Below are 20,558 nucleotides of genomic sequence, written 5' to 3' on the forward strand. Positions count from 1 at the left end.
TACTGCCCTACTCCCTTTTTAAGCAGGGGTGCGAATTAAATAGCCGATAAGAATGCTCTTCTGTCAAGCGGATTGGCGAGAATTTCGGAAAGTACCGTTGACTCTTGCGAAACTGTCAGGTGAATTAATCCGCAGTGGGGAAAAATTGGTTGAGGAATTTCCCCCTGGGAGGAAATCGCAATGAACCATGGAAATGGGGAGGCGCCCCTTCGCGCCAGGAATTGGTGTGGCCTTGCCGGTGCGACCGGCATGGCTTTTCTCTTCTCGATTGCCAGCGCCAGCGCGGCGCAGACGGTGGTCAAATGGCTGCATCTCGAAGTCGTGCCAGCGCGGGTCCAGATGTGGGAGGAGATCGCAAAGAAATACGAAGCAGCGCACCCGGACGTAGATATCCAGCTGCAATTTCTTGAAAACGAGGCCTTCAAGGCCAAGCTGCCGACCCTGCTGCAATCCAATGATGCGCCGGATTTCTTTTATTCCTGGGGCGGAGGCGTCCTGAAACAGCAGTCCCAGACCGGGGCGCTGATGGACCTGACGGACGCGATGAACGCCGACAATGGCGCCTGGGTGAACAGCTACAATCCCGCCGCGGTGAAGGGCTTTACCTTCGACAACAGAATTTATGCAGTTCCCTTCAAAATGGGAACGGTCAGCTTTTTCTATAACAAGGCGCTTTTCGAAAAAGCGGGGGTGAAAGCCGAGGATATCAAGACCTGGGATAATTTCCTCGATGCCGTGAAGAAGCTGAAGGCGGCGGGGATCACGCCGATTGCCGGCGGCGGCGGCGACAAGTGGCCGCTGCATTTCTACTGGAGCTATCTCGTCATGAGGAATGGCGGGCAGCAGGTGTTCGAGGCGGCCAAGAACAAAGAGGGCGAGGGCTTCCTCGATCCCGCCATCATCAAGGCTGGCGAGCAGCTTACGGAGCTTGGCAAGCTGGAGCCCTTCCAAGGCGGATATCTCGGGGCGACATGGCCGCAGACCCTGGGGGTTTTCGGCGACGGCAAGGCGGCAATGATCCTGGCATTTGAGCAAACCGAGGGCGACCAGCGGGCGCAAGCCGGCGATGGCAAGGGGCTCGCGCCGGAAAATCTCGGCCGCTTCGCTTTTCCTGTTGTCGAGGGCGGCAAGGGCAAGGCGACCGACACGCTGGGCGGCCTCAATGGCTGGGCCGTCACCAAGAAAGCGCCGCCGCAAGCGGTTGATTTTCTTCGTTTCCTGACGAATGAGGAAAATGAGCGGCTTCAGGCGGCGGCGGGCCAGATCATTCCCGTGGCCAAGGGCGCGGAGGACGCAATCACCAACCCGCTGATGCGCGCATCGGCAGACCAGCTCGCCGCCTCGACCTGGCACCAGAACTTCTTCGACCAGGATCTGGGGCCTGCGGTGGGACGTGTCGTCAACGACGTCTCCGTGGCGATCCTCACCGGACAGATGTCGCCGGAAGAGGGCGCGAAGATGATCCAGGACGCGGTGGAGTTGGAGTAGTCGCAACGCCCTCCCTCCCCCTTGCGGGGAGGGTGGCCCGATAGGGTCGGGTGGGGGTGGTGGCGTTTGCGCGAGGTCGCCAGCAGTGGCAAAGCGTCACCACCCCCATCCGCCCGCTAACGCGGGCACCTTCCCCGCAAGGCGGAAGGAGGGCGCCCGCAAAGGAGACGCCCCACATGACCGACGCAACCGCCACGATGAGGGCATCAGCCACCCCGGCCACGGGACGAACGCACCACAAGAACCCCATGGTGCAGGGGCGCCTGCCGGTGCTGATTCTCTTCCTGCCGCCGGCATTGCTGCTGTTCACGCTCTTCGTCATCCTGCCGATGGGGGAGGCGGCATGGTATAGTCTTTACCGCTGGAACGGCTATGGCTCGCCGCAGCAATTCATCGGCTTGCGCAATTTCGAAGTGCTGTTCAACAATGCGGCGTTTTCCCGCGCGCTGATCAATAACGGCCTCATCATCCTCGCCTCGCTGCTATTGCAGATACCGCTGGCGATCTGGCTTGCCATGATGCTGGCACACAGGATCAAGGGCGTCGTCACCTTCCGGCTCATTTTCTTCCTGCCCTATGTGCTGGCGGATGTTGCCGCGGGGCTTATCTGGCGCTTCGTCTATGACGGGGATTACGGTCTCTTCGCTGCCATCGCGGGATTTTTCGGAGTCGCTACCCCCTATGTGCTCGCCGACAAGGACCTCGCGATCTATGCGGTGCTCGCGGTGGTGATCTGGAAATATTTCGGCTTCCACATGATGCTTTTCATCGCCGGGCTGCAGTCGGTGGACAGGAGCGTGCTGGAGGCTGCTGAAATCGACGGGGCGACGGGCTGGCAGAAGTTCCGCTATGTGACGCTGCCGATGCTGGGGTCCACAGTGCGGATTTCGGTCTTCTTCGCCATCATCGGCTCCCTCCAGCTATTCGACCTCGTCATGCCGCTGACCGGCGGCGGCCCGCTCGATGCGACGCAGACCATGGTCACCTTCCTCTACACTTATGGCGTGATGCGCATGCAGGTGGGGCTGGGCAGTGCGGTCGGCGTCGTCCTTTTCGTCATCTGCGTCACGCTCGCCTTCGGCTACAAACGGGTTTTCATGCGCCATGACTGATGAAAGCACATCGCTCCGCATGAGTGCGGCCACACGCCTTTATCTTTATGTCTCGCTGTCGCTGGTCGCCGCGCTGGTGCTCGTTCCCCTCATCTCCACCGCGCTCGGCGGGTTCAAGTCGCTGGGGGAACTGCGCGTCAATCCCTTCGGCCTGCCGCGGGAATGGATCTGGTCGAACTATCTCGATATATTGTTCGGCGACCGCTACTGGCGGCAGATGGTCAACTCGCTGTTCATCGCGGTCATGACCGTGTTCCTGACCGTCGTGGTCTCATCCATGACCGCCTTCACCCTGGCGCATGTGCGGTTCTTCGGGGCCAATTTTCTGCTCAATTATTTTCTGATCGGGCTGATGTTTCCAGCGGCGACAGCCATTCTGCCGCTCTTCATCCGTATCCGCGACCTTGGCCTTCTCGATACCTATTGGGGCGTGATCCTGCCGCAGGTCGCCTTCGGTCTCGGCATGAGCATCCTGCTTTTCCGCAATTATTTCCGCAATCTGCCGGGAGAATTGTTCGAAGCGGCTTTCGTCGACGGCTGCGGCTATATCCGCTTTTTCTGGCACGTCTCGCTGCCGCTTTCGCGTCCGATCATCGCCACGGTCGGCATCATTTCCTTCGTCAACAGCTGGAACAGCTACATCGTGCCGCTGATCATGCTGAACTCGGAGTCGAAATATCCCTGGCCGCTCGGCATCATGGTCTATCGCGGCGAGTTCGGTACGCAGTGGCAGCTCGTCCTTGCCTTCATCACGCTGACGATCCTGCCGACCGTCATCGTCTTCTTCATCGCCCAGAAGCACATCATCGCGGGCCTGACCGCCGGCGCGGTGAAAGCCTGAGAGGGCCAACGCCCGCCGACTGCCTGCTTCGTCGTTTCCGATAACGCCGCCTCCTGGCGCCATTAGGCGCCGGGTCTTTCGCGCTTGGGCGTTTTTGGAATTGACAGGCTCCCCGGCATTTGTTCTTATTCCACTATAAAACATAATATTCCGTTATTATGTAATAAAAGGGGAACTGTCATGAAATCACTGAAGGTCGCGCTGCTTCTCGGTTCTGCATTGGTTGCCTTAAGTCCCACTGCCTTCGCCCAAACGAAAGGCGGGGTCATCAATGTCGCGACGATCGGCGAGCCGCCGACGCTCGACGCCATGGCTTCGACGGCCGATCTGGTCGGTATCGTCTCGCAGCATATTTTCGAGACGCTCTATACGTTCGACAAGAGCTGGAATGTAACGCCGCTGCTCGCCGCCAGCCTGCCGGAAATCACGCCTGACGGAAAAACCTACACGATCAAGCTGCGCACCGGCGTCAAATTCCATGACGGAACGGATATGGATGCCGCCGATGTGGTGGCTTCGCTGAAGCGCTGGACGGAGGTCGCCTCGCGCGGCAAGCAGACGGCGTCGATGATTACCTCCATCGAAGCGGTCGATCCGGCGACGGTCAAGATCACGCTCAACGCGCCCTACGCGCCGCTCGTTTCGCTGCTCGCCTTCAACAATGCCGCCGCGATCATCCTGCCAAGCGAGAAGCAGCAGAATCCGATGACCGAGCCGGTCGGCACCGGCCCCTATAAGCTGAAGGAGCGCAAGGCGGATCAATATATCCAGCTGGTGCGCTACGATGGCTACAAATCGCCCGAGGGCAAGGAGAACGGTTATGGCGGGGCGCGGCACCAATATCTGGACGAAATCCGTTTCGTCCCAGTGCCCGATCCCAACACCCGCGTCGAGGGCGCCATTTCAGGCCAGTTCGATTATGTGGACAGCCTGCCGGTGGAAGCGCTTGGGCGGTTGAAAGACCAGAAGGCGACAGAGCCGGTCATGCTGAAGCCGTTCGGCTGGCCGGTCTTCGTGATGAACATGGCCATGGGGATCACCGGGAACCAGGAGATCCGGCTGGCGATCCGCGATGCGCTCAGCATGGAAGACATGATGGCGGCGGCATTCGGCAGTCCGGATTTCTATTCGCTCGACCCGTCGATGTATCCTGACGGCTATATCTGGAAGACGGACGCAGGCACCGAAGGCGCCTATAATGTCGCGGACCCCGAAAAAGCCGCCGAGCGGGCAAAGAAAGCCGGCTACAATGGCGAGCCGATCCGCATCCTCACCAGCCGCCAATACGAATTCCACTACAAAATGGCACAAGTTGCGGCGGAATATCTGAAGGCCGCGGGCTTCAAGGTGGATATGCAGGTGGTGGACTGGGCAACGCTCACCCAGCGCCGCGCCGACCCGAAGCTGTGGGATATCTATATCAGCCACAGCCCCTTCCTGCCGGAGCCCGCGCTGATCGGCGCGATGTCGACGAGCGCTCCCGGCAATTGGGACACGCCTGCCCGCAAGGCGGCAGTCGACGCCTTCAACGCCGAAGTGGACCCGAAGAAACGCGTCGCCCTTTGGGCCGAGGTGCAGAAGGTCATGTACGCCGAAGTTCCCATCATCAAGATCGGCGACTTCAACGCGCTCTCGGCCAAGTCGCCGAAGCTCGAAGGGTTCACGCCCGCGCCGTGGCCCTATTTCTGGAACGTATCGCTGAAACAGTGATGGTCTGGACCGTTCGGACGCGGGCGGATTTTTGTCCGCGTCCATTTCCCGATAACCGGAACGATTCCATTTAGATGCTCCGCTATATCCTTCAACGTTTCATTGGCATGATCGTCGTGATGTTCCTGGTGGTGACGATCGTGTTCGTCATCGTCCGCGTCACGCCGGGCGATCCGGCAGCGGTGATGCTCGGGCCGGAGGCGACCGCTGCGGATATCGCGGCCCTGCGCGCACAGCTGGGGCTCGATCAGTCCATCCTGCTGCAATATGTCTACTACATCGGCAACCTGCTGCGGGGCGATCTGGGACAGTCCATCTTTCTGAACCAGCCGGTCCTTGAGGCGCTGGCGCAGCGCGCGGAACCGACCTTCTTCCTCACGATTTTCTCGCTCCTCATCGCCAGCGTCATTGCTATCCCCATCGGCGTCTATGCCGCGTATCGGCGCGGGTCGGTCTTTGATCAGGCGGCAACGGCGGTGGCGATGCTGGCGGCGAGCATTCCGAGTTTCTGGCTCGGCCTGATCCTCATGCAGATCTTCGCCGTGCGGTTCGGACTGTTCCCCGTCTCCGGCTATGGCGGGCCGGGCACGTCACTGATGGAGCGTCTCGGCTATCTGGTCCTGCCCGCCTTCGCGCTCGGCATCGTCTCCTCGGCGCTGATCATGCGGTTTACCCGCGCCTCGATGCTGGATGTGCTCGGCGACGATTACGTCCGCACCGCCCGGGCAAAGGGCGTCGATGAGCGCCGCGTCGTCCTGAAACACGCCTTCAAGAATGCGCTGATCCCGATCCTCACCGTGCTCGGCCTGACGGCGGCGGTGCTCATCTCCGGCGCTGTCGTGACCGAGACGGTGTTTGGCCTTCCCGGCGTCGGGAGCCTTGTCGTCTCGGCGGTGTTGCGGCGCGATTATCCCGTTATCCAGGGCGCGCTGCTCATCATCGCGGCGCTCTACGTGCTCATCAATTTCGCCATCGACATGCTTTATCTCGCCGTAGATCCAAGGGTGCGTTACTGATGACCGAAGTTACGGCCAATATTCCCGCACCGATCAGCGAGCGTTCCAAATTCCTGCGCGTGCTGATCCGGCGCAAGACCGTGCTGTTCGGACTCATCGTGCTCACAGTCTTTATTGCCCTTGCTGTCTTGGCGCCCCTGATCACGCCTTATGCGCCGGGCAAGCTCTCGGTCGTCAACCGGCTGAAGCCGCCCGGCATAACATGGTTCTTCGGCACGGACGAATTCGGGCGCGATGTGTTCTCGCGCACCATCTATGCGGCGCGCCTGTCGCTGCTTGTCGGCTTCGCGGTCGTGGTGCTTGCGTCGGTGATTGGCGTGACGCTCGGCATCCTCGCCGGCTTTTTCCAGAAGCTCGATGCGCCGATAACCCGGCTCATCGACGCGATGATGGCCTTTCCCGATATCCTGCTCGCCATCGCGCTCGTTGCGGCGCTCGGTCCTTCGCTCACCACGGTCATCGTCGCGCTCAGCATCGTCTATGCACCCAGGCTCGCACGTGTCGTTCGCGCCTCGACGCTCGTCGTCCGCGAGCTTCCCTATGTTGAGGCCGCGACCTCGCTCGGCATCTCCACGCCGCACATCATCACCAGGCACATATTGCGCAATCTGCTCTCGCCCATCCTGGTGCAGGGAACGTTCCTTTTCGCCAATGCCATGCTGGCGGAAGCGGGACTGTCCTTCCTCGGCCTCGGCGTCAGCCCTGAAGTGCCGACCTGGGGAACGATGATTGCCTCCGGCCGCCAATATATCGGTACGGCTGACTGGATGACCCTCTTTCCCGGCATCGCCATCGTGCTTGCCGTGCTTTCCCTGCAGATGGTCGGCGACGGTTTCCGCGACCTTCTCGATCCCCGCCTCAGAAAGGACCTTTGATCATGCCTGCCTCCTCCCAAGGGCGCTTGCTCATCACCAACGTCAAGCCGGTTTCGTTCGGCCCCGGCACCCCTGAATCCGCTATCGATATCCTCATCGATGCCGACGGCAACATCGCGGATTTCGGGCCGTCGCTCCATGTGGAAGGGGATATCATCAGGGTCGACGGCAAGGGCGCGTGGATTTCGCCCGGCTGGGTCGATCTGCACACCCATATCTGGCATGGCGGCACGGACATCTCGGTGCGCCCGCAAATGTGCGGGGCGGAACGCGGCGTGACCACCATTGTCGATGCAGGTTCCGCCGGCGAAGCCAATTTCCACGGCTTTCGCGAATATATCATCGACCCCGCGCGTGAACGCATCAAGGCGTTTCTCAATCTGGGCTCCATCGGTCTTGTCGCCTGCAACCGCGTCAGTGAACTCAGCGACATCCGCTCCATCGACATCGACCGCACCGTCGCCTGCGTCAATGAGAACCGCGACCATATCGTCGGACTCAAAGTGCGGGCAAGCCACGTCATCACGGGATCCTGGGGCGTCACGCCCGTCAAGGTCGGCAAGAAGATCGCCAAGATCCTGAAGATACCGATGATGGTTCATGTCGGCGAGCCGCCGGCGCTCTATGACGAGGTGCTGGAAATCCTCGGCCCCGGCGACATCATCACTCACTGTTTCAATGGCAAGACCGGCAGCAGCATCATCGAGGATGACGATCTCTTCGAACTGGCCGCGCGCTGCGCGGGCGAGGGGATACGGCTCGATATCGGCCATGGCGGCGCGTCATTCTCCTTCCGCGTCGCGGAAGTGGCGATCGCGCGGGGCCTGCTGCCCTTTTCGATCTCGACGGACATTCATCTGCGCAGCCTGAACTTCGCCGTCTGGGACCTCGCCACAACCATGTCGAAGCTGCTGAGCGTCGGCATGCCGTTTGAGAAAGTGGTGGAAGCGGTGACGCTCTCTCCCGCCTCGGCCATCGGCCTGCCCACGGACAATCTGCTCGCCGTTGGGACGCGCGCTGACTTCACCATTTTCGAGCTTGGCGATGCCGATCTCAAGGTTATCGACTCCATGGGCTACGAGGCGACGCTCGACAAATTGTTCGAGCCGCGCTGGGCGATCCTCGGCAACGAACCCGTCGCCGCCAGCCGCTACCAGCCGGAAAAGCCCGAAACCTCAGGCGCCATCGCGTCTTATTCCTATCGCTGAGGACCAAGCCTTGAGCCATCTTTCAAGCCCGGCGCTCGAAGCCGCTTCTTCTCCCTATGACCGCCTCAAGGCGCTGAACATCGTCCTGCCGCCCGCACCGAGCCCGATCGCCAATTTCGTGACCCATATACAGGAAGGCAAAATGCTCTATTTGTCAGGGCAGGGGCCACGCGAGGACGACGGCTTCATGCATACCGGCAAGGTCGGCGGCGCCGTCAGCGTCGAAGATGCTTATAGGCACGCTCGTCTCACCGGCATCAATCTGCTTGCGGTGATGCAGGCCGCTTTGGGTGATCTGAGAAGGGTGAAACGGGTGGTAAAGCTCCTCGGCATGGTCAATGCCGTGCCTGACTTCACCGACCATCCGCAGGTCATCAACGGCTGCTCCGACCTGCTCATCGACGTGTTCGGCGAAATCGGCAACCACGCCCGCTCCGCCGTCGGTTTCGGTTCGCTGCCGGGCAACATCACCGTCGAAATCGAAGCGATCATCGCAGTGAAGGATTGAGATCAGGAATGGCCGCGCCAGCCCATCACGGTTTCGATCCGCTCCGCGGCGGCTTTGACCTCATCCGCATAGCGGCCGGGATTGTCTGTGATCTTCTGCTCCGGAAGGACGATGGAGATCGTGGCGATGCACGCGCCCTTGTCGTCGCAAATGGGCGAGGCGACACAGGCAACGGCATAATCGGATTCGCCGGCCTGGATGGAAATGCGCGCCTCGAGCGCTTCTTTCGCCGAGGCGGAGAGGGCGGCCGGATCGACCACCGCCCGGCCGGTCGGCGAGGATCTGGCGCAATGCTCGAACAGGGCCAGCCTTTCATGCTCCGGCAGATGACCGGCGAGAAGGCGTCCCGACGCCGTCCAGTTGAGGGGAACGCGCGTGCCGACGCGCGATGTCACCTGGAAATGACCGGGACCATCGGCCATGGCGAGCACGATCATATGGTCGCCCTCGCGCCCGCACACCTGCACCGTCTCGCCCGAAATGCGGCTGAGATTATGCATCTCATGCGTGGCGACGTTGAGAAAGTCCAGCGAGCGGGCATAGGCAAGGCCATAGTGATAAAGCCGGGCGCCGAGCCAGACCGTGCCGTCGCTATTGTTGCGCGACAGAAGGTTCTTCTCCACGAGATCGTCGATAATCACATAGACGGTGGAAAGCGGCGCTTCGATCGCCTTGGCGATGGCATAGGCGCCAGCGGGATTTCCCGTTTCATAGAGATAGTCGAGCACCTGAAGGGCGCGGTCCATGCCGCTGACGCGCGAGCGTTTCGCAATCGCCGCGCGTGGCTGATCCATGTCCGATGTCTTCGCGTCCACTTTCGGGCTCCTGCAATGCCGGTAAGGTCTTTCGATTCCCTATTACATTATAATGGCACATAGGCCAATAAACTGGAACCTCACGAGGAGAATAACATGGCCGATTCACTTCCCCCTTTCGACATACGCGCAGAGCGCGGCCTGCGGCCCGTCATCAACGTATCGGGCACGATGACCGCGCTCGGCGCATCCATCGTGGTGCCGGAGGCTATCGCCGCCATGAGCGCCATTCTGCCGCAATTCGTGGAGATCAACGATCTGCACAAGAAGGCAAGCCCGGTCATCGCGAGACTGACCGGCGGCGAGGCGGGTTTCGTTACCGCCTCCTGCTCGGCGGGCATCACGCTTGCCGTCGCGGGGACGATGACAGGCGACGATCTCTTCGCCATCGAACGGCTGCCGGATGCGACGGGGCTGAAGAACGAAGTCATCGTCCAGACCGGCCATGTCGTCAGTTATGGCGCGCCGGTGGATCAGGCGATCCGTCTGGCGGGCGCCAAGGCGGTGCTTATCGGCCAGGCCACCTCCTGCTATCCCTATCATCTCGACGGGGCGATCAATGAGCGGACGGCGGCGGCGGTCTTCGTTGTCTCGCACCATACGGTGCAGTATGGCCTCATTGCGCTGAAGGCATTTGCCGAAATCTGCCATGCGCGGGGCGTGCCTGTCATCGTCGATGCTGCGTCGGAATATGACCTGAAGACCTTCCTCGCTGACGGCGCCGACCTTGCGCTCTATTCGTCGCACAAATTCCTCGGCGGCCCGACCGGGGGCATCGTTGCCGGGCGCAAGGATCTGGTTCGCAGCGCTTTCCTGCAGAATATGGGCATTGGCCGCGGCATGAAGGTCGGCAAGGAAAGCATCCTCGGCACCATCGCGGCGCTGGAAGCCTGGGAAAAACGCGACCATGCCGCCATTCGCGAGAAGGAAACCGGCTACCTCAATCTATGGAAAGAGACGCTGGCGGATAGACCGGGTGTCACCGTCCAGATCGAGCCGGACCCCACTCACAATCCCCTCGATCGCCTGAGGGTGACGATAAACCCGCAGGAGGCTCACATTACCGCATGGGACCTCGCCGATGCGCTGGCGCGGGGCGTGCCGCCGGTCATCGTGCGCGACCACGAGGCGGAACATGGCTATTTCTACATGGACCCCTGCAATCTGCATCCGGGTGAGGAGAGAATCGTGGCGCGCCGCCTTGAGGAAGAGCTCTCCAAGGCCCGCGCCTCCAACGAGATCATCGCCTCGCCACTCGAGGAACGCTATGCGCGCCGCATCGCCGGCCTGATGCGCTGGCCGGATTGAGGAGAGATCAATGGAAAAGGCCGCCGCTCCTGTCCTGTCGGTTTCGAACCTGACCACATCCTTCCTCGCCGATGGGCGGTGGCGGCCGGTCGTGCGCAATGTCTCGTTCGACGTCGGACCCGGCGAAACCGTGGCTGTTGTCGGTGAATCCGGGTCCGGCAAGAGCGTGACCTCGCTCTCGATCATGCGGCTTTTGCCTAGAGATAAGAGCCGCATCGAGGGCAGGATCATGCTTGATGGCAAGGATATTCTCGCCCTGCCGGACAGGCAGATGCGCCATGTGCGCGGCAATGATGTCGCCATGATCTTCCAGGAGCCGATAACCAGCCTCAACCCGCTGTTCACCGTGGGGCAGCAGATCAGCGAGGCGCTACTGTGTCACCAGACTATTTCGCGGGCGGAGGCGAGGGCCGAAACCATCCGGCTTCTGGAAAAGGTGCGCATTCCGGAAGCCAGAGCGCGGTTCGATGAATATCCGCACCGCTTTTCAGGCGGCATGCGCCAGCGGGTGATGATCGCGATGGCGCTGGCGAGCAAGCCGAAGCTGCTGATCGCCGACGAGCCGACAACTGCGCTCGATGTGACCATCCAGGGCCAGATCCTCGATCTCATCAAGGTTCTTCAGGAGGAAGAGGGGACATCCGTTCTCTTTATCACCCATGACATGGGCGTCGTCGCCGAAATCGCCGACCGGACGGTGGTGATGTATAATGGCGAGGCGGTGGAGACCGGCGCGACGGAAGATATCTTCGCGCGGCCGCGCCACCCCTATACCCGCTCCCTGCTATCAGCCGTTCCGGTACTGGGCTCGATGCAGGGCCATGCGCGGCCCCTGCGCTTTCCGGTTGTCGACCGTGCCACGGGCACATCAGACACGCCCAAGGAAGCTGCCGATACAGTGCAGACGGACAAACGGCCGCTCCTCGAAGTGCGCAATCTCACCACGCGCTTCGATATACATTCAGGAATGTTCGGCCAGCTTGAGGGGCGCGTCCACGCGGTCGAAAACCTCTCCTTCACCCTCCAGCCGGGCGAGACCCTGTCGCTCGTCGGCGAATCCGGCTGCGGCAAATCCACGACCGGACGCTCCATCATGGGGCTGGTCAAGGCGCAGCAGGGCGAGGTTCTGCTGAATGGCCGGAACGTGCTGGCCATGGACAAGCATGAGCTGCGCGACATGCGTCGCACCATGCAGATGATCTTTCAGGACCCGTTCGCCAGTCTCAATCCGCGCATGACGGTTGGCGCGGCGATTGCAGAGCCCTATCTCGAACATAAGCTGGGCACCCGCGCTCAGGCGAGCTCGCGTGTCGCCGAGCTTCTGGAGCGCGTCGGGCTCACGGCGGATATGGCCAGCCGCTATCCGCATGAATTCTCCGGCGGACAGCGCCAGCGCATCTGCATCGCGCGGGCGCTGGCGCTCGATCCGAAAATCATCGTGGCGGACGAATCGGTTTCCGCGCTCGATGTGTCGATCAAGGCGCAGGTCATCAACCTGCTGCTCGACCTGCAGGCAAGCCTCAACCTCGCCTATCTCTTCATTTCGCATGATATTGCCGTGGTGGAGCGGGTCAGCCACCGGGTTGCGGTCATGTATCTGGGCGAGATCGTCGAAATCGGGCCGCGCGCGGCGATCTTCGAGAATCCGCAACATCCCTATACGAAGAAGCTGCTGTCCGCGGTTCCAGTGCCCGACCCTTCCCGCCGCGGCTTGAAGCGCCCGGTCTCCAATGACGAAATCAAAAGCCCGGTGCGCCCGCCCGACTTTGTCGCTCCTGTCAGGCAATATGCGGAAGTAACCGGCGGCCATCTGGTTCAGATGTAGAACGGCATATTTTATGCGGGCCTCGGTTCGCTCATCTCGAACTGGGCGAAATCGAAGCCGGGAGCGACGGTGCAGCCGACGAGCGTCCACGCGCCAAGGCTTCTGGCTGTCTGCCACCAGCCCGCCGGAACCACGCCCTGCGGGCGCTCGCCTTTTTTAAGGTCGAGGCCAAGATGGAGCGTCTGCCTGTCGCTGCCATCCGATATCGTCAGTTCGAGCGGACTGCCGCCATACCAATGCCAAACCTCCGCCGCGTCCTTCACCCGGTGCCAGGCGGAAACCTGCCCGGCCTCGAGCAGGAAATAGATGGCGGTCGAATGGCCGCGCCCGCCGGTGGCGGCGTTGTCGCGGAAAGTCTCCACAAACCACCCGCCTTCCGGATGCGGCTGCATGGCAAGCGTCGTGCGTATCTCTTCGGGCGTCGTCGTCATGGGAGGGGCTCGTCTCTATAGATGGGCCCGCATTCTAGCCGCGTATCAGTCGATTCGGCAAATATCCCCCAGACTTGCCTGCGCAATGGGCTCGTTCATTCGCTGCTTGAATATAGGACGCTAAGTATAGAATTTCTCTAAAAAAATGGTCAGCAAGGATGCATACAGGCTGGGACCAGCAATCCATGCTGACCTAATGAGGATGGGTAGATGGATGCATACTTCGCCCTAGACAGGGAATTCGTTCATACATCCTCGGTACGTCTCGCAAGCCGTTCCTATTGTGTCAGCAGTCTTCGTTCTCGCAAGACGCAGGCGACGGCCAACGATGTTTTCTGCCAAGTGCTTGTTGAATGTTGATGAGATCATTTTTTCCTCCATTGCCATCCCTACCAGAGGGGGCGGTCGTTAACTTCCCCCTCAAAGCAGTCCGAACGATGGAAATTCAGTGATTCTATGATGGCGTAACGGACTGGAATTGAGCCATTATGCAGAAAGTGCATAGAGCAACCTGCAAATCCCAACTGGAGCGAGTGGCGACAAACAATTGAGTTTATAGAGAAAACTGGTGCTGCGAGAGAGGATTGAACTCTCGACCTCTCCCTTACCAAGGGAGTGCTCTACCACTGAGCTACCGCAGCATCTGGGCAAGTCCGGGAAAAACGAAGCGCCTCAGTGGGGCAATCAGTCCACTGGACTGATTGTTATTCCCGCTCCGCTCCGTCCGGGCTTGCGTGAGATAAAACTCACAGCGAATGCGGCGGCTTTTGCCACAACATTCCGCAAACCGCAAGCAAGCAATCGAGATTATTTTCGTGTCGCGCGCAACTTCTCCACAGGCAGCGCCGGGGCCGCTTTCCCTCTGGCCAATCCTATAGTAATAGCTAGCGGAATGACGGAGAGTTCCAGACAGTCCGATCCTGATTCCGGGGGCCGCAAGGGCGGAGACCGCAAGCAGCGGCTTTCCGAGCAATTGCGGGCGAATCTCGCACGCCGCAAGGCGCAGGCGCGCGCACGCCGCGCCGGCGATGCGGATGACAGGAATGAAGGCATCGAGATTGTTTCGGATTCCGTCAATAAACCGTCAAGGACCGATGTGGGATAATGCACACGCGTCAGTAATGTGTGTGCAATGAATAGCGTTCGGGGCTTTCCCCGGCGCTGCTCATCCGGTGCCACAACCCGGAAGGCCGCCAGGCTTTGCGGCTGGGTCGTGTGCGGAAAAACAACCTGGATAAACGGGGCTCTTGATCCCCGTGAAAGTGGACAGACATGGATCGCATCAAAATCGTCGGCGGCAACCAGCTCAATGGTGTCATTCCCATCTCCGGCGCCAAGAACGCCGCGCTCCCCCTGATGATCGCATCGCTTCTTACCGACGATACGCTGACGCTCGAAAACGTGCCCCATCTGGCCGATGTCGAGCAATTGATCCGCATCCTCGGCAATCATGGCGTGGACTATTCCGTCAACGGCCGCCGCGAGCGCCAGGACGGCGCCTATTCCCGCACGATCCATTTTACCGCGCGCAACATCGTCGATACCACCGCGCCCTATGAGCTGGTCTCCAAGATGCGGGCGAGCTTCTGGGTGATCGGGCCGCTTCTGGCGCGCATGGGCACGGCCAATGTCTCGCTGCCGGGGGGCTGCGCCATCGGCACCCGTCCCGTGGACCTCTTCCTCGAAAGCCTCGCCGCGCTCGGTGCGGAAATCGACATTGAGAACGGCTATGTCAAGGCGACCGCAAAGAAGGGCCTCACCGGCACGCATTACACCTTTCCCAAGATTTCCGTCGGCGCGACCCATGTGCTGATGATGGCGGCGACCCTCGCAAAGGGCGAAACCGTCATTTCCAACGCCGCGCGCGAGCCTGAGGTCGTCAACCTCGCCGATTGCCTCAATGCCATGGGCGCCAATGTCACCGGCGCGGGCACCAGCACGATTCGCATCGAGGGCGTCGACAGCCTCTCCGGCGCGCGCGTCCGCGTGATTCCCGACCGTATCGAGACCGGCACCTATGCCATGGCCGTTGCGATGGCGGGCGGCAACGTGTTTCTGGAAGGCGCGCAGGCGAATCTGCTCACCTCCGCGCTCGAGACGCTCCGTCAGGCGGGTGCCGAGATCACCGAGACCAATACGGGCATTCGCGTAGCGCGCAATGGCCATGGCATCCATCCCGTGGATGTGACGACCGACCCGTTCCCCGGTTTCCCGACCGACCTTCAGGCCCAGTTCATGGGGCTGATGACCAAGGCCAAGGGCACCTCGCGCATCACCGAGACGATCTTCGAAAACCGCTTCATGCATGTGCAGGAACTGGCGCGCCTCGGTGCGAAGATTTCGCTCTCCGGCCAGGTGGCGACCGTCGAGGGCGTCGAGCGGCTGCAGGGCGCGCAAGTGATGGCGACCGATCTGCGCGCTTCCGTGTCGCTGGTCATCGCTGGCCTTGCGGCGGAAGGGGAAACCTATGTCAACCGCGTCTATCACCTCGACCGCGGTTTCGAGCGGCTGGAAGAGAAGCTCTCCGGCTGCGGCGCAATCGTCGAGCGCATCAGCGCCTGACCATCCTTCTTCCTGTTGCGCCAAACCCACGGACGTCTTAATTAGGGCGTGATCCTGAAAAGTTTGCAGACTTTTCGGGATCATGCGCTAAAACAAACACTTAGAGCGGGGTGTCCATCAGATGGCATCCTGCGCCGGGGACGTCAGCTATTCGCATGGAAACGCCGATGGAAATGCTCAAGCTCGTGGCGCTCGACGATCAGGATCTGCAGATTATCTCGGCCCATCTGCAGGATGCCGTGCTGAAGGTGGGCGATCTCGACTATCTGCCGCAGGAAAAGTGCTTCGTCGTGGCGGCCAACCGCTTCGTCTGGGAGCGCGCCGCATCGGGCCTTTTCGGCAAGCGCACTTTCGAGCGGCGCCGGGCCGTGCTGCATTTCGGCTGCGTCACGGCCGTCAAGGCGAACGGCATCGACCGCAGCCGCAAGGATGACGTGCTTTCCCTGCTGGCGGTCCGCTTCCTGCCCGGCGAAGCGCCGGAGGGCGTCGTGGAGTTCATCTTCTCGGGCAATGCCGCCATCCGGCTGGATGTGGAATGCGTGGAGGCCAAGCTTACCGATCTCGGCCCCGCATGGGAAACCCGCGCCAAGCCGGAGCATTAAAGCATGTCTCCCAAAAGTGGGAACCGGTTTTGGGCAAAGACATGCTAAAAAACAAAAGCCTAAAGCGCGTTGCACGGAATGCGATTAAACGCAACGCGCTTTAGGCGTGAACAGGCATATTGAGGATTGACGCGTGGTATTGACGCTCAGACAAAGTGATTCCGATTTCGAGCCGAAGTTTGCCGCCTTTCTAGCTGGCAAGCGCGAGGCTTCTGAGGATGTCGACCGCGCGGCCCGCGAAATCATCGCCGCAGTCCGCCGTGACGGCGACAAGGCGCTGATCGACTATTCGCGCCGCTTCGACCGGATCGATCTGGAAAAGACCGGCATCGCCGTCACCGAAGCCGAGATCGACGCGGCCATTGCCGGCGCGCCGCGCGAGACCGTCGAGGCGCTGGAATTGGCGCGCGACCGTATCCGTGCCCATCACAGCCGCCAATTGCCTGCGGATGACCGCTACACCGACCCGCTCGGCGTAGAGCTCGGCTCGCGCTGGACGGCGGTGGAATCCGTTGGTCTTTACGTGCCGGGCGGCACGGCCAGCTATCCAAGCTCGGTGCTGATGAACGCGGTGCCGGCGAAGGTCGCGGGGGTAGAGCGCATCGTCATGGTCGTGCCCGCGCCCGATGGCGTGCTGAACCCGCTGGTGCTGGTCGCAGCGCGGCTGGCGGGCGTTTCCGAGATTTACCGGATCGGCGGGGCGCAGGCGATTGCAGCGCTGGCCTATGGCACGGAAACGATTGCGCCCGTCGTCAAGATCGTCGGCCCTGGCAATGCCTATGTCGCCGCGGCGAAGCGGCTGGTCTTCGGCACGGTCGGTATCGACATGATCGCCGGTCCCTCTGAGGTGCTGGTGGTGGCGGATGGCGACAATGACCCGGACTGGATCGCCGCGGATCTTCTGGCGCAGGCGGAACACGACGCCGCCGCCCAGTCGATCCTGATGACTAATGATGACGCCTTCGCGCACGCCGTGGAGGAAGCCGTCGAGCGGCAGCTAAAGACGCTGCCGCGAGCTGAAACGGCCTCGGCCAGCTGGCGCGATTTCGGCGCGGTGCTGTTGGTCGATGATTTCGAGACGGCGCTGCCGCTCATCAACCGCATCGCGGCGGAGCATTTGGAACTAGCGGTGGCCGATCCGGAAGCGCTTCTGCCCGGCATCAGCAATGCAGGCGCGATTTTTCTGGGCAAATACACGCCCGAAGTCATCGGCGACTATGTCGGCGGGTCGAACCATGTGCTTCCGACCGCGCGTTCGGCGCGTTTCTCTTCCGGCCTGTCGGTGCTCGACTATATGAAGCGTACCTCGCTCTTGAAGCTCGGACCGGAGCAACTGCGCGCACTCGGGCCGGCGGCCATCGAGCTGGCGCGTGCCGAGGGGCTCGGCGCTCATGGCCGGTCGGTGGCGATCAGGTTGAACCTATAGGGCAGGCATGACATCCGGCGGCGGCAGACAAGCAAGACTGATCGACGTCGAGCTGGACGAATCCATCGGACGTTCCACCCCTGATGTCGAGCATGAGCGCGCCGTTGCCATCTTCGATCTCATCGAGGAAAACAGCTTCTATCCTATTGGCGATCCCATCGGCGGGCCTTACCGGCTGAAACTCTCGCTGCTCGAATCGCGGCTGATCTTCGCGATCCTGCGCGAAACCGGCGAGGAGGTTGCGACGCATATCCTGGCGCTCGCGCCTTTCCGCCGCGTGGTGAAGGACTATTTCCTGGTCTGCGAGAGCTATTACGAGGCGATCCGCTCTGCGACGCCGAGCCGGATCGAAGCCATCGACATGGGGCGACGAGCGCTTCACAATGAAGGGTCGCAAACGCTGAAGGAGCGACTGCGCGGCAAGATCGAAGTGGATTTCGACACGGCGCGCCGCCTGTTCACGCTGGTCTGCGTGCTGCATTGGCGGGGGTGAGCTTGGCGGCTGAGGGGGAAAAAGCGGATGATACGCCGCCCGGTATAGTGCCGGCGAAGCGCATGCCATCCTCCATCCTGTTCGTCTGCGGAATGAATGCGATCCGCTCGCCTATGGCCGAGTGTCTCGCCCGGCATATGCTGGGCCCGAATGTCTATCTCGCTTCGGCGGGCGTCAATCGCGGCGAGCCTGACTTGTTCGTCGCTGCGGTGCTGGCGGAGGAAGGGCTTTCGCTCGATGAGCGCCGCCCCAGGGAACTGGAAGAGCTGGGCGATGGCTATTTCGACCTTGTGATTACGCTCACCCCGCTCGCCCATCATACCGTTCTGGAACGGATGCGCGGCTTTTCCGTTGACGTGGAATATTGGCCGATGCCGGACCCGACGCTTGTGCAGGGCACGCGCGAGCAAATACTCGATGCTTACCGTGATGTGCGCGAGCAACTGAAACGTCGCATCGCTGAACGGTTCGGATTACAGAATACTGACAAGTATTAAATCTTAAAAATATCGTAATATTTCTATTGAACTTGTGAATCTATTTATTTTTCTCTTGCGGCAATTTCGTCACACAGCGCATAGTTTTGTTGAAACGGCATTGGATTCATTTTTCGGCAGCGTAAGGGGAAGGCCGCCATGCCCGCGTATCAGATCCGTATTGCTTACCTCACTCGATATCGCCGGACACGGCATTATTACCACCGGCTGATCATGGCTGGCGACAAGGAACTGGCGCTGGCCGAAGGGCGGGCGCAATTGGCGAGACGCTCACCGGAAGCGCAGATCGTTCACGAAAGCGCACAGCTGCGGCCCGATAGCCGTGATGTCGAGGCCGTCATGGCATCCGGCTGGATGCTCAAGGACGGGTGGTGGACGCGGCCGATCCGGGCAGGCGACGACCTCGCGCTCATCGCCATGCACGGCCATACCGACAGCAAGCATATCAACGCCCGGACACCCGCGGATTGCCTGGCGATCGACAGCGCCTGAGCGGATGGGTGCAGCGGGCCAGCGTATCCGGCCCCGGCGCTCCGGGTTCGATAAGGTCCCACAAGTTTCCATAGAGGTCCGCGAAAACCGCGACACGGCCGTAAGGCTCTTTTCGGGGCTGTTCGCGGAATTCGACGCCTGCAGCGAGGTAGCGGTCGTAATCCCGTTCGAAATCATCCGTTTCCAGAAATAGGAAGACGCGCCCACCGGTCTGGTTGCCGACCGCAGCAAACTGTTCTTCGTTGGCGGCTTTCGCAAGCAGCAGTGACGCGCTGCCTCCGCTTGGACCGATGACCACCCATCGCTTGGTACCGGAAAGCTGCGTATCTTCACGAAGTTCGAACCCGAGCTTTCCGGCATAGAAAGCTATCGCCTCGTCGTAATCGCGCACCACGACCGTAACCAGTGAAAGCCTCTGGCGTGTCGCTTGGTCTTCGCTCATGAATGCACTGGTCCTTTACTGGCGTATTCTGATCTATCCATGAATTCCAACAGAAGTTCGGGCATTCCCTTGCATGGGTTGGGAGGCAAGTCGTCGGCACGCAGATCCAGGTAGAGATCGATGGATGCTTTCAAGGCCGCCCGGACGGGGGCGGCATCGTGGCGGGCAACTGTGGCGGCAAGCTTGCCGTCCTTATCCAATTGCAAGGCTTCCAGACGCCTCACGCCGCGCTGATTGAGACCCGCACGGCGGCATAGCATCGGCCCGATGACCTGTTCCCGGAAGAAGCCGAGCATGCCGATCGCCTCGTAAAGCTCGCCACGGTGCAGTTTGGTGATCGCATAGTGCAGCCAAATCCAGGCTCGCGCTTCGAACCAGTCGGAAGGAAGGTTTGGCCAAACGACGGTGCCTGCCTGGATGCGTCTCTCGACCTCGACGGGATTCCGGGCAAACAGGATAGCCCGCCGCTCGATCTGATGGTCGAGATCCGATGAAAGAACGAATTTCAGATCCACATGCACGAGAGGCGGGCCGTACAAGCAGATGAGCAGACGCGGTTCGCCGACATGCTCACCGGTGAAGGCGGAAAGCAGGCTTCCGATGCCTTCAGCGAATGCCATGCGGGTCGCCATGACCTCTGAATAATGGTCGTCGTCGACGACGATAACGAAGTCCAGATCCGAGTGCTCATCGAGGCCGCCGTGAATATAGGAACCACCGATCAACAGGGCGGTGAGCCTGATATCGGACGCGACGGCTGCGCGAATGCGCTCGAGAAGGTCTGCATGAGGTGCGGGAAGATTGCTGGGCATATGATTCTCCTAGCCAGCACCTCAAAATAGAACACCCTGCCGATTATCCGCAACCATCTTTGCAGCCAGCTGGCTTGTAAATGATCTGGTGGTTT

Annotated in this window: 20 protein-coding genes, 1 tRNA gene and 1 pseudogene; 17 read left to right on the plus strand and 5 right to left on the minus strand. The window is 60.9% G+C overall.

What is annotated here, in order from left to right; translation table 11 throughout:
- Positions 1-180: 180 nt before the first annotated feature.
- The 8 genes from ACOWVG_RS16100 (at position 181) to ACOWVG_RS16135 (ending at position 8,758) form a co-directional block, all read left to right on the plus strand.
- Positions 181-1,488, plus strand: a complete 1,308-nt coding sequence (locus ACOWVG_RS16100; RefSeq protein WP_420963339.1) for an extracellular solute-binding protein — start codon at positions 181-183, stop codon at positions 1,486-1,488.
- 176 nt (positions 1,489-1,664) lie between these two features.
- Positions 1,665-2,600, plus strand: coding sequence for a carbohydrate ABC transporter permease (locus ACOWVG_RS16105; protein WP_420963340.1), 936 nt, complete (start codon positions 1,665-1,667; stop codon positions 2,598-2,600).
- Positions 2,593-3,441 carry a carbohydrate ABC transporter permease gene (locus ACOWVG_RS16110; RefSeq protein ID WP_420963341.1) on the plus strand — a complete coding sequence of 283 codons (849 nt, stop codon included), beginning with the start codon at positions 2,593-2,595 and terminating at the stop codon, positions 3,439-3,441. The genes ACOWVG_RS16105 and ACOWVG_RS16110 overlap by 8 nt, the downstream gene beginning before the upstream one ends.
- A gap of 180 nt (positions 3,442-3,621) precedes the next feature.
- A complete protein-coding gene (locus tag ACOWVG_RS16115) occupies positions 3,622-5,151 on the plus strand; it encodes an ABC transporter substrate-binding protein (protein WP_420963342.1) in 1,530 nt (509 codons plus the stop codon).
- A gap of 74 nt (positions 5,152-5,225) precedes the next feature.
- A complete protein-coding gene (locus ACOWVG_RS16120; protein WP_420963343.1) occupies positions 5,226-6,167 on the plus strand; it encodes an ABC transporter permease in 942 nt (313 codons plus the stop codon).
- Complete coding sequence (locus ACOWVG_RS16125) at positions 6,167-7,042, plus strand: ABC transporter permease (RefSeq protein ID WP_420963344.1); 876 nt, start codon at positions 6,167-6,169, stop codon at positions 7,040-7,042. The genes ACOWVG_RS16120 and ACOWVG_RS16125 overlap by 1 nt, the downstream gene beginning before the upstream one ends.
- A gap of 2 nt (positions 7,043-7,044) precedes the next feature.
- Positions 7,045-8,250 carry an amidohydrolase/deacetylase family metallohydrolase gene (locus ACOWVG_RS16130; RefSeq protein ID WP_420963345.1) on the plus strand — a complete coding sequence of 402 codons (1,206 nt, stop codon included), beginning with the start codon at positions 7,045-7,047 and terminating at the stop codon, positions 8,248-8,250.
- A gap of 10 nt (positions 8,251-8,260) precedes the next feature.
- Complete coding sequence (locus ACOWVG_RS16135; protein WP_420963346.1) at positions 8,261-8,758, plus strand: RidA family protein; 498 nt, start codon at positions 8,261-8,263, stop codon at positions 8,756-8,758.
- Between the two features lie 2 nt (positions 8,759-8,760).
- Here ACOWVG_RS16135 and ACOWVG_RS16140 read toward each other — a convergent pair whose 3' ends face one another.
- Positions 8,761-9,552: an IclR family transcriptional regulator gene (locus ACOWVG_RS16140; RefSeq protein ID WP_420963441.1), complete on the minus strand. Its 792-nt coding sequence runs from the start codon at positions 9,550-9,552 to the stop codon at positions 8,761-8,763.
- 117 nt (positions 9,553-9,669) lie between these two features.
- Between ACOWVG_RS16140 and ACOWVG_RS16145 the strand changes: the two genes are divergently transcribed.
- The gene (locus ACOWVG_RS16145) at positions 9,670-10,881 is read left to right on the plus strand and encodes an aminotransferase class V-fold PLP-dependent enzyme (protein ID WP_420963347.1); all 1,212 of its coding nucleotides are present in this window, start codon (positions 9,670-9,672) and stop codon (positions 10,879-10,881) included.
- Positions 10,882-10,891: 10 nt separating this feature from the next.
- Positions 10,892-12,706 carry an ABC transporter ATP-binding protein gene (locus ACOWVG_RS16150; protein ID WP_420963348.1) on the plus strand — a complete coding sequence of 605 codons (1,815 nt, stop codon included), beginning with the start codon at positions 10,892-10,894 and terminating at the stop codon, positions 12,704-12,706.
- Between the two features lie 11 nt (positions 12,707-12,717).
- Here ACOWVG_RS16150 and ACOWVG_RS16155 read toward each other — a convergent pair whose 3' ends face one another.
- Both ACOWVG_RS16155 and ACOWVG_RS16160 read right to left on the minus strand, forming a co-directional pair.
- On the minus strand, positions 12,718-13,137 hold the full coding sequence (locus ACOWVG_RS16155; RefSeq protein ID WP_420963349.1) for a cupin domain-containing protein: 420 nt from the start codon (positions 13,135-13,137) through the stop codon (positions 12,718-12,720).
- 566 nt (positions 13,138-13,703) lie between these two features.
- Positions 13,704-13,778 (minus strand) — tRNA-Thr (locus ACOWVG_RS16160).
- 251 nt (positions 13,779-14,029) lie between these two features.
- Here ACOWVG_RS16160 and ACOWVG_RS16165 point away from each other — a divergent pair.
- From ACOWVG_RS16165 to ACOWVG_RS16195, 7 genes are all read left to right on the plus strand, one after another.
- Positions 14,030-14,242 carry a hypothetical protein gene (locus ACOWVG_RS16165; protein WP_420963350.1) on the plus strand — a complete coding sequence of 71 codons (213 nt, stop codon included), beginning with the start codon at positions 14,030-14,032 and terminating at the stop codon, positions 14,240-14,242.
- 167 nt (positions 14,243-14,409) lie between these two features.
- Positions 14,410-15,699: a UDP-N-acetylglucosamine 1-carboxyvinyltransferase gene (gene murA / locus ACOWVG_RS16170; protein ID WP_420963351.1), complete on the plus strand. Its 1,290-nt coding sequence runs from the start codon at positions 14,410-14,412 to the stop codon at positions 15,697-15,699.
- A gap of 167 nt (positions 15,700-15,866) precedes the next feature.
- The gene (locus ACOWVG_RS16175) at positions 15,867-16,301 is read left to right on the plus strand and encodes a DUF2948 family protein (RefSeq protein WP_420963352.1); all 435 of its coding nucleotides are present in this window, start codon (positions 15,867-15,869) and stop codon (positions 16,299-16,301) included.
- 133 nt (positions 16,302-16,434) lie between these two features.
- Positions 16,435-17,727, plus strand: coding sequence for a histidinol dehydrogenase (hisD, locus tag ACOWVG_RS16180; protein WP_420963353.1), 1,293 nt, complete (start codon positions 16,435-16,437; stop codon positions 17,725-17,727).
- 7 nt (positions 17,728-17,734) lie between these two features.
- Positions 17,735-18,220, plus strand: coding sequence for a UPF0262 family protein (locus ACOWVG_RS16185; RefSeq protein ID WP_420963354.1), 486 nt, complete (start codon positions 17,735-17,737; stop codon positions 18,218-18,220).
- Between the two features lie 62 nt (positions 18,221-18,282).
- Positions 18,283-18,717 carry a low molecular weight phosphatase family protein gene (locus ACOWVG_RS16190; protein ID WP_420963355.1) on the plus strand — a complete coding sequence of 145 codons (435 nt, stop codon included), beginning with the start codon at positions 18,283-18,285 and terminating at the stop codon, positions 18,715-18,717.
- Between the two features lie 138 nt (positions 18,718-18,855).
- Positions 18,856-19,209, plus strand: coding sequence for a hypothetical protein (locus ACOWVG_RS16195; protein WP_420963356.1), 354 nt, complete (start codon positions 18,856-18,858; stop codon positions 19,207-19,209).
- Between the two features lie 43 nt (positions 19,210-19,252).
- Here ACOWVG_RS16195 and ACOWVG_RS16200 read toward each other — a convergent pair.
- Together ACOWVG_RS16200 and ACOWVG_RS16205 are read right to left on the minus strand one after the other, a co-directional pair.
- Positions 19,253-19,651, minus strand: a pseudogene (locus ACOWVG_RS16200) (VOC family protein); the annotation flags it as partial.
- Entirely contained in the window at positions 19,648-20,463 is an 816-nt protein-coding gene (locus ACOWVG_RS16205) for a nucleotidyltransferase domain-containing protein (RefSeq protein WP_420963357.1), read from the minus strand. The gene ACOWVG_RS16205 and the pseudogene ACOWVG_RS16200, both read right to left, overlap by 4 nt.
- Between the last annotated feature and the right edge of the window lie 95 nt (positions 20,464-20,558).

It is taken from the genome of Brucella sp. IR073, assembly GCF_049065735.1.
In the GTDB taxonomy this organism is placed as follows: domain Bacteria; phylum Pseudomonadota; class Alphaproteobacteria; order Rhizobiales; family Rhizobiaceae; genus Paramesorhizobium.

Coding starts and splice junctions, on each gene's coding strand:
- ACOWVG_RS16100 (WP_420963339.1), top strand. CDS start 181: ATGAACCATGGAAATGGGGAGGCGCCCCTTCGCGCCAGGAATTGGTGT.
- ACOWVG_RS16105 (WP_420963340.1), top strand. CDS start 1,665: ATGACCGACGCAACCGCCACGATGAGGGCATCAGCCACCCCGGCCACG.
- ACOWVG_RS16110 (WP_420963341.1), top strand. CDS start 2,593: ATGACTGATGAAAGCACATCGCTCCGCATGAGTGCGGCCACACGCCTT.
- ACOWVG_RS16115 (WP_420963342.1), top strand. CDS start 3,622: ATGAAATCACTGAAGGTCGCGCTGCTTCTCGGTTCTGCATTGGTTGCC.
- ACOWVG_RS16120 (WP_420963343.1), top strand. CDS start 5,226: ATGCTCCGCTATATCCTTCAACGTTTCATTGGCATGATCGTCGTGATG.
- ACOWVG_RS16125 (WP_420963344.1), top strand. CDS start 6,167: ATGACCGAAGTTACGGCCAATATTCCCGCACCGATCAGCGAGCGTTCC.
- ACOWVG_RS16130 (WP_420963345.1), top strand. CDS start 7,045: ATGCCTGCCTCCTCCCAAGGGCGCTTGCTCATCACCAACGTCAAGCCG.
- ACOWVG_RS16140 (WP_420963441.1), bottom strand. CDS start 9,552: ATGGATCAGCCACGCGCGGCGATTGCGAAACGCTCGCGCGTCAGCGGC.
- ACOWVG_RS16145 (WP_420963347.1), top strand. CDS start 9,670: ATGGCCGATTCACTTCCCCCTTTCGACATACGCGCAGAGCGCGGCCTG.
- ACOWVG_RS16150 (WP_420963348.1), top strand. CDS start 10,892: ATGGAAAAGGCCGCCGCTCCTGTCCTGTCGGTTTCGAACCTGACCACA.
- ACOWVG_RS16155 (WP_420963349.1), bottom strand. CDS start 13,137: ATGACGACGACGCCCGAAGAGATACGCACGACGCTTGCCATGCAGCCG.
- ACOWVG_RS16165 (WP_420963350.1), top strand. CDS start 14,030: ATGACGGAGAGTTCCAGACAGTCCGATCCTGATTCCGGGGGCCGCAAG.
- murA (WP_420963351.1), top strand. CDS start 14,410: ATGGATCGCATCAAAATCGTCGGCGGCAACCAGCTCAATGGTGTCATT.
- ACOWVG_RS16175 (WP_420963352.1), top strand. CDS start 15,867: ATGGAAATGCTCAAGCTCGTGGCGCTCGACGATCAGGATCTGCAGATT.
- ACOWVG_RS16185 (WP_420963354.1), top strand. CDS start 17,735: ATGACATCCGGCGGCGGCAGACAAGCAAGACTGATCGACGTCGAGCTG.
- ACOWVG_RS16190 (WP_420963355.1), top strand. CDS start 18,283: ATGCCATCCTCCATCCTGTTCGTCTGCGGAATGAATGCGATCCGCTCG.
- ACOWVG_RS16195 (WP_420963356.1), top strand. CDS start 18,856: ATGCCCGCGTATCAGATCCGTATTGCTTACCTCACTCGATATCGCCGG.
- ACOWVG_RS16205 (WP_420963357.1), bottom strand. CDS start 20,463: ATGCCCAGCAATCTTCCCGCACCTCATGCAGACCTTCTCGAGCGCATT.